Genomic DNA, 12,162 nt, shown 5'->3' with positions numbered 1-12,162 from the left:
CCCTAGGCGGGTTTACAACTTGACGGAAAATGTTTCATGCGTTCTAGTGTTTCACAACACAGGGAGGCACGGATGGGTGATCGCGAAGCCACCGCCGAACGGCTGCTCCGCTCGAGCGCCCGGCTCTCCTACGACCCGGACGTCGACGTCCACTGGGCCGCGCCCCTGAACGAGGACCAGTTCTTCATCCCCGAACGGCTCGTCTCGCTGTACGGCACGCCGTTGTGGGACACGCTGACGCGCGAGCAGCGCATCGAGCTGTCGCGGCAGGAGCTGGTGAACACGGTCAGCGTCGGGATCTGGTTCGAGCTGATCCTCATGCAGATGCTGCTGCGCGCGTCCTACCGGCAGGACCCGACGACCCGCCACGTGCACTACGCGCTCACCGAGGTCGCCGACGAGTGCCGGCACTCCACGATGTTCGCGCGGCTGATCGAGCGCGTCGGCGGGCGGCCGTACCGCAACCACCGCTGGCTGCAGCTTTCCGCGCAGGCCCTGCCGGTGATCCTGCACGGCCCCGCGATGTGGGTGGCGACGCTGATCGGCGAGGAGATCTTCGACGCGCTGCAGCGCGAACACCTCGACGACGAGTCGGTGCAGCCGGTGGTCCGCGCGGTGATGCGGATCCACATCACGGAGGAGGCCCGGCACGTCCGGTACGCGCGGGAGGACCTGGTCCGCTCGCTGGCCGACGCGCCCTGGTGGCGCAAGGAATTCGCCCGGGTCGTCGTCGCCGTCGGCGCACTGCTGATGTCGCGGCTGCTGTCCCGGCCCCGCCAGTACCTGCGCGCGGGCATCGACCCGGCCACCGCGGTGCGGGCGGCGCGGGGCAGTGCCCACCGGCGGGCGACGCTGACGTTCGGGGCCCGGAAGCTCGTCCGGTTCCTGCGGGAGAACGACCTGATCGGCGGCCCGAGCGCGGTGCTGTGGCGCCGCGCCGGGATGCTGGGGACGGAAGGGAAGTCATGGCGCTGAAGGATCTGCTGGCCGCGGGAACCGGCAGGCTCGCCGACCGCATCGCCAGCGTCGGCGACGAGGCGGGCGACCGCGCGGACGACGTCGCCTGGCGGGTGGCGAAGCTCTCCGACCGGGCGGCCGAACGCCTCGGCGACTACGCGGCCGAGACCTCACGCCGGATGGCGGACACCTTGCTCCGCCTCGGGGAGCGGGTCGCTAACCCAGCAGCGCCTTCACCAAAGCCGCGATCTGGGCGGTCTCGATGAGGAACGAGTCGTGGCCGTACGGGGACGTCACCACCGACGGCTCGGGTGCCCCCGGGATCCCCGCCGCGATCTCCGCGGACTGGTACAGCGGGTAGAGCCGGTCGCTGTCGACGCCGCCGATCACCGCGCGGGCCGTCACCCGGCTCAGGGCCGCCGCCACGCCGCCGCGGTCGCGGCCGATGTCGTGGGTGTTCATCGACTCCGTCAGCACCACGTAGCTGTTCGCGTCGAACCGGCGGGCCAGCTTGTCCGCGTGGTGGTCCAAATAGGACTCGACGGCGAACCGGCCACGGCGCAGCGGGTCCTCGTCGCCCTGGTACGCCCGGCCGAACCGCTGGGCCAGCTCCGGCTCGCTGCGGTAGGTGACGTGCGCGATCCGCCGCGCGATCCCGAGACCACTACCCGGCCCCGACGGCGCCGAATAGTAGTCGCCGCCGTGGAAGGCCGGGTCCGAGCGGATCGCGTGCAGCTGCGGGGCCGCCCAGGCGATCTGTTCGGCCGACGCCCGCGCCGTCGACGCCAGGACCAGCACCGACGCCACCCGCGAAGGCTGTGACACCGCCCATTCCAGGGCACGCATCCCGCCCATGGACCCGCCGACGACGGCCGCCCACTGCGTGATCCCGAGGGAATCCGCCAGCGCCGCCTCGGCGGCGACCTGGTCCCGCACCGTCACCACCGGGAACCGGCTGCCCCACGGCGTCCCGTCCGGATCGGGCGACGACGGCCCGGTCGACCCCTGGCACCCGCCCAGCACGTTCGGGACCACGACGAAGAACTCGCTCGTGTCCAGGGCCTTCCCGGGCCCGATCAGCCCGTCCCACCAGCCCGCGCTGGGATGGCCCCGCTCAGCGGGCCCGACCGCGTGGCTGTCCCCGGTCAGCGCGTGCTCGACGAGGACGGCGTTGGACGCGTCGGAGTTCAGCGTCCCCCACGTCTCGTACGCCAGGGTGAACCCCGGCAGCACGCCACCGGCCTCCAGCGCGAGCGCGCCGGGGCCGGTGACGAACTTCCGGCGGCCCGGCGGATCGCCGATCCGCCAGGCGCCGGTGACGGGCCCAGCCGTCACAGTTCCGCCTTGGCCGCCCGGAATCCGGCCTCCAGGTCGGCCTTGAGGTCCTCGATCCCTTCCAGCCCGACGGCGAGCCGGACCAGGCCCGGCGTCACGCCGCTGGACAGCTGTTCCTCCGGGTTGAGCTGGCTGTGCGTGGTCGACGCCGGGTGCACGATCAGGCTGCGGACGTCGCCGATGTTCACCAGCTGGCTGTGCAGCTCGGTGCCGTCGACGAACTTGCGGCCCGCCTCGACCCCACCGCGCAGGTCGAACGACAGGACCGCGCCCGCGCCGCGCGGCAGGTACTTCTGCGCGGCGTTGTAGAACGGGCTCGACGGCAGGCCGGCGTAGTAGACCTTCTCGACCTCGTCGCGCTGTTCGAGCCACTCGGCCAGCGCCTGCGCGTTCGCCACGTGCCGCTCGAGGCGCAGCGAGAGCGTCTCGATGCCCTGCAGGATCAGGAAGCTGTTCAACGGCGAGATCGCCGCACCGGTGTCGCGCAGGATCTGCACGCGCGCCTTCGCCGCGTACGCGCCGGGCCCGAGCGCCTCCCAGTACTTCAGGCCGTGGTAGCTCGGGTCCGGCTCGGTGAAGCCGGGGAACCGGCCGTTGCCGAAGTCGAACGTGCCGCCGTCGACCAGCACGCCGGCCACCGTGGTGCCGTGGCCGCCGAGGTACTTCGTCGCGGAGTGCACGACGACGTCGGCGCCGTGCTCGATCGGGCGCAGCAGGTACGGCGTCGGCACGGTGTTGTCGACGACGAGCGGGACGCCCGCCTCGTGCGCGACGTCGGCGACGCCGCGGATGTCGAGGACGTTGCTGCCCGGGTTGGCCAGCGTCTCGGCGAAGAACAGCTTCGTGTTCGGCCGGACGGCGGCGCGCCACTGCTCCAGGTCGTCCTGGTTGTCGACGAACGTGACCTCGATGCCGAGCTTCGGCAGCGTGTAGTGGAAGAGGTTGTAGGTGCCGCCGTAGAGCGACGGGCTCGAGACGAAGTGGTCGCCGGCACCCGCGAGGTTCAGGATCGCCGCCGTGGTCGCGGCCGAGCCGGAGGCGAACGCGAGCGCCGCGACCCCGCCTTCCAGCGCCGCGAGCCGCTGCTCCAGGACGTCCTGGGTCGGGTTCATGATCCGCGTGTAGATGTTGCCCGGCTCGGCGAGGCTGAACAGGTCGGCGCCGTGCTGGCTGTCGCGGAAAACGTACGAAGTCGTCTGGTAGATCGGGGTGGCCCGCGCGCCCGTGGCCGGGTCCGGCGCGGCGCCCGCGTGGATCTGCTTGGTCTCGAAGGACCACGCCGAGGTGTCGTCCGCGCTCATCCGGTTTCTCCTTGCGGCTCAAGGGGGTTCGTGGGGCTGCTGGGTTCGAAGCTACTTCGGCCGAACGGAGCACCCAACCGTTCCCACCTCCTGAGAGCCGACTCTTCTTGCCAGCTAAATGTCTCTGTGTCTAAGATATCTGCCAAGGGAGATTCACGGGTATGGAGGTAGACGTGGTTGAGCAGGTGCAGGTGCTGGTCGTCGGGGCGGGTCTGGGCGGGCTTTCCGCCTCACTGTTCCTGGCGCAGAGCGGAGTGGACGTGCTGACCGTCGAACGGCACGCCGGAACGTCGGTCCACTCGCGGGCCGCCGGGCAGAACTGGCGCACGATGGAGCTGTTCCACTGGGCGGGCATCGACCGCGAAGTGCTGGAGGTGAGCCCGAGAGCGTCACAGGGGCTGCGGATCACCGTGGCGACCAGCCTGGCCGGCCGGGTGCTGCACCGGCTGGTGGAGGACGGCAGCGAGTTCGACGTCTCGGCCTCGACGACGATGCCCGCCGGCATGGCCGGCCAGGACGTCGTCGAGCCGATCCTGCTGGCGCACGCGGAGAAGGCAGGCGCGCGGGTCCGGTTCCGGACCGAACTCGTCGACCTCGCGCAGGACGACGAGTGCGTCACCGCCACCCTGCGGCACCTCGACACCGGCGAGGAGACGGTCGTCCGGGCCGCCTACGTCGTCGCGGCCGACGGCGGCCGCAGCGGGATCCGGCAGCGGCTGGGCATCGGGACCACCGGGATGGACGCGCTGAGCCACTGCCTCGGCGTCGTCTTCGACGCCGACCTCGGCGACCGCGTCCAGGCCGGCGTGTCCGACCTGTTCTACCTGCAGCACCCGGAGTTCACCGCCGGGCTGGTGAACACCGACGTGCCGAACCGGTACGTCTTCGCGCCGGACTACCACCCGGAGCGGGGCGAGAGCCCGGCCGACTTCCCCCACGACCGGCTGGTGGCGATGATCCGCACCGCCACCGACCTGCCGGAGCTGGCCCCGAAGATCGTCTGGACCGGTTCGTGGGAGATCGCGGCGCGGCTCGCCGACCGGTTCCGGGCCGGCCGGGTCTTCCTGATCGGTGACGCGGCGAAGGTGACGCCGCCGACCGGCGGGATGGGCGGCAACACGGCGATCGGCGACGGCGCGGACATCGCGTGGAAGCTCGCCGCGGTGCTTCGCGGCGAAGCGGGCCCAGCGCTGCTCGACACGTACGAAGCCGAGCGGAAGCCGATCGCGCGGATGGTCATCGACACCTCGCTGCACAACATGAAGCAGCGCATGCACCCCGACCTCGACGTGTCCGGGCTGACCGAGGCCGAGGACCAGCTGGCCATCCTCCTCGCGTTCCGCTACCGCTCGACGGCGGTGCTTTCGGAGGAGCCGGACGACGGCGAGCGCGTCGAAGACGTCCACGCGCCGACCGGGCGGCCCGGCTTCCGGGCGCCGGGCCTGGAGTCCACTGTGGACCTGCTCGGTCACTCCTGGGTGCTGCTGTGCGCCGGCGACGGCACGCGGTGGCGCCCGGCCGCGGCGGACATCGCGGCGGAGTCCGGCGTCCGCCTCGACTGCCACGTGATCGACGACGAGGCCTTCGCCTCGCGTTACGGCCTTTCGGCGGGCGGCGCTTCGCTCGTGCGGCCGGACGGCATCGTCGCGTGGCGGGCGAAGGAGCCGGTCGAGGACCCGGCAGGCGAGCTGTGGCGGGTCCTGACCGCGGTCCTGTCGCGCGAGTCTCGCTAGTCGCGCTGCTGCAGTGCGAAGCGGTTCCCCTCGGAGTCGACGAACATCGACCACCAGCCCCACGGCTGCTTCTCCGGCTTCGCGGGGAACTCCACGCCCTTCGCCGACAGCTCCTCGTACGTCTTCTCCACGTCGTCGGCGTACAGGAAGAAGTTCGACGTCGGGAGCTGGTCGGAGTCGCCGAAGCAGCGGCGGTCCTCGGGCGCTTCGCTGAGCACGAGGACCGTGCCGTCCGGGGCGGTCACCTCGACCCAGCGCCGGCCCTGGTCGTCGTAGGGCACGTCGGTCGTCACCGCGAAGCCGACCACCCCCGACCAGAACTCCTTGGCCCGCGCCTGGTCTTCGACCCCGATCACGACCTTGCCGACCCCTTGGATGGGCATGACGCCGCCTCTCTATATCCACCATGGATATAACCAGGCCGGAGTGTAGGCTCCTCCCATGGGCGACGGCAACCCGCTGACCCCCGCGGCGTTCCAGGTGCTCCTGGCCCTCGCCACCGGGCCGGGCGGGCGCGCGCACGGCTACGGGATCATGGGGTTCGTCGCCGAAGTCACCGGTGGCGCCGTCCAGCTCGGGCCCGGCACGCTCTACCGGACGCTCACCCGCCTGGCCGCCGACGGCCTGGCCGAGGAACTCCCCGGCGAGGACTCCCGCCGCCGCTACTACCGCATCACCCCGGCCGGCCGCGCGGCCGCTTCGCGTGAAGCCGCGCTGCTGAGCCGGCTGGTCGCCGCGGCCGGCGACGCGGGCCTGCTGGCTCGTCCGGAGTCGGCGTGAGCCGGCCGCTCGGCCTGGTGCCGCACCTGTTCGTCCGCGACGTCGACCGGGCGCTTTCCTTCTACACCAAGGCGTTCGGTGCGGTGGAGCTGTTCCGCACGGTCCTGCCGGACGGCACGGTGCTGTTCGTCGAGCTGGCCGTCGGCGACGCGCGGCTGCTGGTCAGCCAGGAGATCGCCGCCCTCGACGCGCTGGCGCCGTCGACGATCGGCGGCACTCCGATGCTGCTCACGCTGGAGACCACCGACCCGGACGACCTCGCCCGCCGCGCGGTCTTCGCCGGCGCGACGGTCGAAGCGCCGGTGACCGAGATGTTCTTCGGCGAACGCTACGGCCGGGTTGTCGACCCGGACGGGCACCGCTGGGCGTTGACGACGAAACGCGAGCAGTACACGCCGGAGGACATCGACGCGCGGAAGCCGCACGACGTCTGAGCACCCGGCTCACCCCGCCGCGGGCCGCCGGCCGACCCCGGCGAAGTGCTCGTGCAGCTCGCGCACGTGCTGGGCCCAGAACAGCCGGCGCCCGCCGCGGGTGCGGGGCACGGCCATGCCCTTCCGGCTCGCGAGCCGGTAGAAGCCGGGCCCGGCGTCGTCGGCGCCGAGGTTCCGGACGAGCGCGCCGAGCAGCCTGCCGCCCGCCTCGTCGAACGCGGCCTCGGAGATGCGGTCGAGCAGGTAGGCCATGCTCGCGCGGCCGGCGCCGGTGGTGAAGTCGAACCCGGCGGCCCCGGTGCGCCGGGTCAGCGCGGCGGCGAATTCCCCGTACGAAGTCGTCCGGTCCACCACCGCTCTCGAGATCAGAATCGCCGTGCCGGCCGCGATCATCTTTTGCCATTCCGCCACGTCACGCCCGTACAAGCTGACCACCTCGCACTTCCCGGCGAAAACCGTTCGCTTCGATCGATCGCGAGAGGATGCCACAAGACCGGCCGGTGCCCACACCGGGGGCATGTCCCCGCGCCACAAGGATTTCCGACGTCCCCGGTAGCGCGTCGGACGGTTTCTTTTCGCTCCCCCGGCGTCCCCGGCAGGAATTTTCGGCTATTGCGAAGAATGGGGGAACCGGCTGGGAACGGGCGAGCCGATGCCATAGAGTCGGCCACTCCCCGGACCCGAAACCGATCATCGGGCCCGCCATTTCCCGACACCGTCAGGGAGCGCGGTGAGCGATGCCCCACCCCGGGTACTTGGCCCGCGGTCCGGCGCGCCGGCGCGACCCCGCACGGCGCCTGGCCCCCCGAACGCCTGCCGGGGCGGCGCGTCCGCCCGCTGCCGCCCCGGCAGGCCCGGGCTTCAGCGCCGGCCGAGCACCCAGTGGAAGGTCGCCGGTCCCTCCGGCTCCCGCATGGTCACGAGCTCGTCCACTTCGAGCGTGAAGCCGGCCGCCGCGAGCAGCCGCCGGTTGCCCGCGGGAGCGTGGCTGCTGAAGAACATCGGCGCCCCCAGCCAGTCGGCCTCGACTCCGTTCATTTCGCTGCAGCCCAGCGCGGCCAGGAACCAGCCCCCGGGCCGGAGCCAGGCTGCGATCCGCGCGAAGAGGGCGCCCTGGTCCTCCCGGGGCACGTGCAGCACCGAATAGAACGCCGTCACGGCGTCGAAGCTGCCGTCCGGATAGGACACCCCGGTCATGTCGCCCTTCTCGAACCGCGCGCCGGGGACGTTCCGCCGCGCCAGCTCCAGCTGCGACGCCGAGACGTCGACGCCGAGGACGTCGTGCCGTTCGGCGAGCGCCGCCGTGCACGGCACACCGGCACCGCAGCCGAGGTCGAGCACCCGGGCGCCGTCGGCGAGCCGGCCGGTCAGCTCCGCCAGGAACCGCGGCCGCGGGTCGTCCGGGATCCGGGCGCTCCACTCGAGGTACCGCTCCGCCGCGCGGTCGTAGCCGGATTCGACGATCCGCCGGGCATCGCTCACCCCTCGACCCTAGCGAGCCGTCCACCGGTTTCTCCGCGAGAATGATCCCGTGGTCTCGGTGCGCAACGTGGTCGACCGGGTGGGTCCGACGCTGCTGCACGCGCTGCAGGTGCCCGAAGACTCCCCCGCGGTCGCCGACGTCGTCATCGCCGAGCCCGGCGGCGCGATCACCCTCGCGGCGGGCGACCTCGTGCTCGGCGTCGCCACGACCGGGCCCGAAGACGCCGCCGAACTGGTGAAGCAAAGCGCCGGCCAGGGCGCGGCCGCCGTGCTCCTCAAGCCGCCGCTGGCCGCGAAGCCCGCGGTGAAACGGGCCGCGAAGGCCAGCGGGATCGCGCTCATCCAGGTGCACGCCGCGACGTCGTGGGCCCAGCTCGTCTGGCTGCTGCGGACCGTCCTCGACGCCCTCGCCGACGAGTCCGAGGACCTCGACCCCGGCTCCGGCGACCTGTTCCGGCTGGCCGACGCCGTCGCCGCCGTCGTCGACGCCCCGGTGACCATCGAGGACACCAACTCGCGCGTGCTCGCCTACTCCGCGCGGCAGGACCTCACCGACCCCGCGCGCGTCGCCACGATCATGGGCCGCCGCATCCCGGACGACGTGCTCGCGCGGTTCCGGTCGCGCGGGGTGTTCCGCGAGCTCTCCCGCGGCCGGCAGACGATCTTCGTGCCCGCCCAGCGCGATGGGACGCTGCCGCGGCTGATCGTGCCGATCCGGATGGGCGGCGAGCTGCTCGGCTCGATGTGGGCGGTGGTCGCCGGGCCGGTGTCCGACGAGCGCGCGGCCGCGTTCGCCGACGCCGCCCCGGTCGTCGCGCTGCACCTCCTGCGGCGCCGGGCCCACACCGACGCGCAGCGCCGCGCGTCGGCCGAGCTGCTGCGCGCGGTGCTCGAAGGCCGCGCGAACCCGCGGAAGGCGATGGCGGAGCTCGACCTGTCCGACGAGCCGCACCGCGTGGTCGTCATCGAAGTCACCGGCGGCGACGGCCGCGACGCCGAAGGCCTCCGGCTCGCCCTGCTCGAACGGATCTCCCAGGGCATCGGGAGCCGTCCGGTGGCGACCGAGCTGGGCGGCCTGCTCTACGCCGTGGTCCCGGACCGGCCCGGCACCGGCGGCTGGGCCGAGCTGCGGCAAGCGCTGGCCGCGCAACCGGCCTCCCGGCGCGGCGGGGCCCCGCGGGCGGCGGCGGGCGCCCCCGGTGAGATCGGCGACCTTTCGGTGTCGCGTGCCCAGGCCGACGAAGCACTCGGCTTGCTGCGCGCCGAACTCCTCGGCGAGCGCGTGATCGCCTTCGACGAAGCCTGGACGGCGTTGACGCTCCACCGCGGCGCAACGGCGGCGTCCGCGGCGAAGGTCGCGGAGCTCGGCCCGCTGGGCGCCCTGCGCGCGCACGACGAGACGGGCAAGGCGGGCTACGTCGAGACGCTCTACGAGTGGCTGCGGCACCCCGGCGACCCGCGCGCGGCGGCGCGCGAGCTGCGGATCCACCCGAACACCCTGCGGTACCGGATGCGGAAGCTGCTGGAAATCGTGCCGCTGGACCTCGACGACCCCGACGTCCGGCTGGCGCTGCTCACCCAGCTGGTCGCCCTGCGCTGGAGCTGATTGGGCCGTTCGGCCCAACGTCGGACTCATGCGCTACTCCGCATGGATCGCGCCGAACGTTCGGATTGTCTTTTCCAGCCGAAAGATGGTGGATTCGGCGGATCGCGTGGCGCATTTTCTCTTCACCACCCGGGGTGGCCGGGTCGTCGCAGAGGAGTGTCCATGAGCAGGTTCCGCAGGGCCGTCAAGCTGGGTGCGGTGTCCGCGCTCTCCCTGGTCGCGCTCGTCGTTCCGGGCACCACGACCGGCAGCGCGGTGGCCGCGCCGAGCGGCGACTGCTTCACGCCGACCCAGGCCGCGGACCGCAGCAAGGACGGCCACGCCGACAGCCTTTCGCCCGCGGAGGCGGCGCGCGTCGAGGCGGACATGCAGAGCAAGCTCGCCGGCAAGCGCACGACGTCTTCGGTGAGGGCGGCCGCCGCCGTGTCGATCCCGGTGTACTTCCACGTCATCACCAGCGGCTCGACCGGCAACCTGCCGTCGACGACGATCAGCAAGCAGATCTCGGTGCTGAACAGCGCGTACGCGTCGAGCGGCTTCAGCTTTTCGCTGGTGAGCACGGACTACACGAACAACTCGACCTGGTACAACGGCATCACCGACGGCACCTCGGCCGAGCGCAACATGAAGAACGCGCTGCGCAAGGGCGGCAAGAACGCGCTGAACATCTACACCGCCAACCTCGGTGACGACCTGCTCGGCTGGGCGACGTTCCCGTGGAACTACAACTCGAAGCCGAAGCTGGACGGCGTCGTCATCCTCGACGAGTCCCTCCCGGGCCGCTCGGCGGCGAACTACAACGAGGGCGACACGGCCACGCACGAGGTCGGCCACTGGATGGGGCTGTACCACACGTTCCAGGGCGGCTGCTCCGGTTCGGGCGACTACGTGTCGGACACGCCGGCCGAAGCCACGCCGACGTCCGGCTGCCCGGCGAGCAAGGACACCTGCACCTCGACGGGCCAGGACCCGGTCCACAACTTCATGGACTACAGCTACGACAACTGCATGTACGAGTTCACCGCGGGCCAGGGCACCCGGATGAACAGCTCCTGGTCGGCGTACCGCGCCTGACTGAGTCCGCTCCCGCGGCGAAGCCCGTGAAGGCCACCCTGGTTCCTCAGGGTGGCCTTCACGGCGTCTGGTAGCTGAGGTCCTTCGCGACCAGGCGCGACGGCCGCAGGTGCACCCACACCGTGCCGGGATCGTCGTGGAGGTAGGCGCGGAACCGCGGATCCCAGCGTCCTTCGTCGGCGCCGAGGTAGCGCGCGAGCTTCCGCCGCCCGCGGGAGACGTCGAACTCGCGCAGGTCCGCATCGCCGGTGGCCACCACCTGCCGGACCACCCCGGTGTCCAGCTCGCAGACGTCCACGGTGAGGGCGATGCGCGGCCGCGCGCGGATCCGCGCGGGGAGGCGTGACCACGGGCCGCTGAGGATCCAGAAGGCACCGTCTTCCCAGAGGTACCAGGTGGGCCGCACGGTCGGCCCGTCGGTGGCGACCCGCGCGGTGAGCGGCCGCGCGAGGAACTCGTCGACGTCGAATTCCGTCATGCGACCAGCAACGTCTTCCCCAGGGTGGTGCGGGCTTCGATCGCCGCGTGGGCGTCCGAGGCCTTCTCCAGCGGGAACCTCTGCCCGATCACCGGCACCAGCCGGCCCGCCGCGGCCTCGGCCAGCGCCGACTCCGTGAACGCCCGCATCTCCGCCGGGCCGCCCAGTGACCGGACCAGCGAGACACCCCGCGCGGCAGCGTCCTCTTCGGACACCGAAGCCCAGGAACCACTCGCCAACCCGTACGAAGCCATCCGCCCGCCTCGCCGCAGCAACGCGAAAGCCGCCGTGCCGATCGCCCCGCCCACTCCGTCGAAGACGACGTCCACCTCGCCGACCGAAGACGGCCAATCCGGGAGGAGGTAGTCCACGACCGAGTCGGCCCGGACCTGAGCGAGCTTCGCCGCCCCGCCCGCCGCGCCGACCACCTGGGCACCCGCCGCCTTCGCCAGCTGGACCAGCAGGCTGCCGACCCCGCCCGCCGCCGCCTCGACCAGGACGCGGTCGCCGGGGCGGACGCCGGTGGCGTGGACCAGGGCGGTCGCGGTGCGGCCGTCCGCGAGCACCGCCACCGCCGCGTCGAGCTCGAGCGCGGGCGGCACCGGGAACACCGCCGCCGCGTCCACCGCGACGCGCTGGGCGTACCCGCCGGAGCCACCCGTCGAGGTGACCACCCGCTGCCCGATCAGCCCGGGGTCCACTCCCTCACCGGTCACGCTGATCACGCCGCCGACGCCGTTGCCGGGAATCAGCGGCGGCGAGGCCCGGAACGGCCCGGCCCCACCCGCCCGGAACTGCGTTTCGACGAACGTGACGTTCGCGAACGCCACCTCGACCAGCACCTGTCCGGGCCCCGCCACCGGGTCCGGCGCGTCCCCCGGGACCAGCACCTCCGGGCCACCGCACTCTCGCATCCACACCGCACGCATGAGCTCAGCCTGCAATCTCCAGCGGACTCGAGGTCAAGATCATTGTCCGGGCA

At 72.3% G+C, this 12,162-nt stretch carries 14 protein-coding genes; 7 read left to right on the top strand and 7 right to left on the bottom strand.

Translation table 11 applies throughout. The features are described from left to right. Positions 1-72 precede the first annotated feature (72 nt). A complete protein-coding gene (locus ACH54P_RS37145; protein ID WP_489907958.1) occupies positions 73-975 on the top strand; it encodes an AurF N-oxygenase family protein in 903 nt (300 codons plus the stop codon). Next, positions 966-1,223 carry a hypothetical protein gene (locus tag ACH54P_RS37140; protein WP_489907957.1) on the top strand — a complete coding sequence of 86 codons (258 nt, stop codon included), beginning with the start codon at positions 966-968 and terminating at the stop codon, positions 1,221-1,223. The genes ACH54P_RS37145 and ACH54P_RS37140 overlap by 10 nt, the downstream gene beginning before the upstream one ends. Here ACH54P_RS37140 and metX read toward each other — a convergent pair. After that, positions 1,174-2,292, bottom strand: coding sequence for a homoserine O-acetyltransferase MetX (metX, locus tag ACH54P_RS37135; protein ID WP_489907956.1), 1,119 nt, complete (start codon positions 2,290-2,292; stop codon positions 1,174-1,176). The two genes, ACH54P_RS37140 and metX, sit on opposite strands and share 50 nt — an antisense overlap. Next, positions 2,289-3,593, bottom strand: a complete 1,305-nt coding sequence (locus ACH54P_RS37130) for a bifunctional o-acetylhomoserine/o-acetylserine sulfhydrylase (protein WP_489907955.1) — start codon at positions 3,591-3,593, stop codon at positions 2,289-2,291. The genes metX and ACH54P_RS37130 overlap by 4 nt, the downstream gene beginning before the upstream one ends. 173 nt (positions 3,594-3,766) lie before the next feature. Here ACH54P_RS37130 and rdmE point away from each other — a divergent pair, with 173 nt between their 5' ends. Next, complete coding sequence (rdmE, locus tag ACH54P_RS37125; RefSeq protein ID WP_489907954.1) at positions 3,767-5,326, top strand: aklavinone 12-hydroxylase RdmE; 1,560 nt, start codon at positions 3,767-3,769, stop codon at positions 5,324-5,326. Here the strand turns inward: rdmE and ACH54P_RS37120 are convergent. After that, complete coding sequence (locus ACH54P_RS37120) at positions 5,323-5,709, bottom strand: glyoxalase superfamily protein (RefSeq protein WP_489907953.1); 387 nt, start codon at positions 5,707-5,709, stop codon at positions 5,323-5,325. The two genes, rdmE and ACH54P_RS37120, sit on opposite strands and share 4 nt — an antisense overlap. A gap of 58 nt (positions 5,710-5,767) precedes the next feature. Between ACH54P_RS37120 and ACH54P_RS37115 the strand changes: the two genes are divergently transcribed. Both ACH54P_RS37115 and ACH54P_RS37110 read left to right on the top strand, forming a co-directional pair. Continuing rightward, positions 5,768-6,106, top strand: coding sequence for a PadR family transcriptional regulator (locus tag ACH54P_RS37115; RefSeq protein ID WP_489907952.1), 339 nt, complete (start codon positions 5,768-5,770; stop codon positions 6,104-6,106). Next, on the top strand, positions 6,103-6,540 hold the full coding sequence (locus tag ACH54P_RS37110) for a VOC family protein (protein WP_489907951.1): 438 nt from the start codon (positions 6,103-6,105) through the stop codon (positions 6,538-6,540). The genes ACH54P_RS37115 and ACH54P_RS37110 overlap by 4 nt, the downstream gene beginning before the upstream one ends. A gap of 9 nt (positions 6,541-6,549) precedes the next feature. Here the strand turns inward: ACH54P_RS37110 and ACH54P_RS37105 are convergent, their stop codons facing one another. Further along, complete coding sequence (locus ACH54P_RS37105) at positions 6,550-6,951, bottom strand: hypothetical protein (protein ID WP_489907950.1); 402 nt, start codon at positions 6,949-6,951, stop codon at positions 6,550-6,552. 450 nt (positions 6,952-7,401) lie between these two features. Continuing rightward, positions 7,402-8,022 (bottom strand): class I SAM-dependent methyltransferase, encoded by a 621-nt coding sequence (locus ACH54P_RS37100; RefSeq protein WP_489907949.1) that lies wholly within the window; start codon positions 8,020-8,022, stop codon positions 7,402-7,404. A gap of 49 nt (positions 8,023-8,071) precedes the next feature. Between ACH54P_RS37100 and ACH54P_RS37095 the strand changes: the two genes are divergently transcribed. After that, a complete protein-coding gene (locus tag ACH54P_RS37095) occupies positions 8,072-9,628 on the top strand; it encodes a PucR family transcriptional regulator (protein WP_489907948.1) in 1,557 nt (518 codons plus the stop codon). A gap of 162 nt (positions 9,629-9,790) precedes the next feature. Beyond that, positions 9,791-10,702: a zinc metalloprotease gene (locus ACH54P_RS37090; RefSeq protein ID WP_489907947.1), complete on the top strand. Its 912-nt coding sequence runs from the start codon at positions 9,791-9,793 to the stop codon at positions 10,700-10,702. Positions 10,703-10,760: 58 nt separating this feature from the next. Here the strand turns inward: ACH54P_RS37090 and ACH54P_RS37085 are convergent, their stop codons facing one another. Together ACH54P_RS37085 and ACH54P_RS37080 are read right to left on the bottom strand one after the other, a co-directional pair. Beyond that, entirely contained in the window at positions 10,761-11,180 is a 420-nt protein-coding gene (locus tag ACH54P_RS37085; RefSeq protein WP_489907946.1) for a pyridoxamine 5'-phosphate oxidase family protein, read from the bottom strand. Beyond that, positions 11,177-12,109: a zinc-binding dehydrogenase gene (locus ACH54P_RS37080; RefSeq protein ID WP_489907945.1), complete on the bottom strand. Its 933-nt coding sequence runs from the start codon at positions 12,107-12,109 to the stop codon at positions 11,177-11,179. Before ACH54P_RS37080 ends, ACH54P_RS37085 begins: the two co-directional genes overlap by 4 nt. Between the last annotated feature and the right edge of the window lie 53 nt (positions 12,110-12,162).

The sequence above is a fragment of the Amycolatopsis sp. N2S4-7 genome (assembly GCF_058119595.1).
This window is presented reverse-complemented; position numbering and strand designations above follow the sequence as displayed.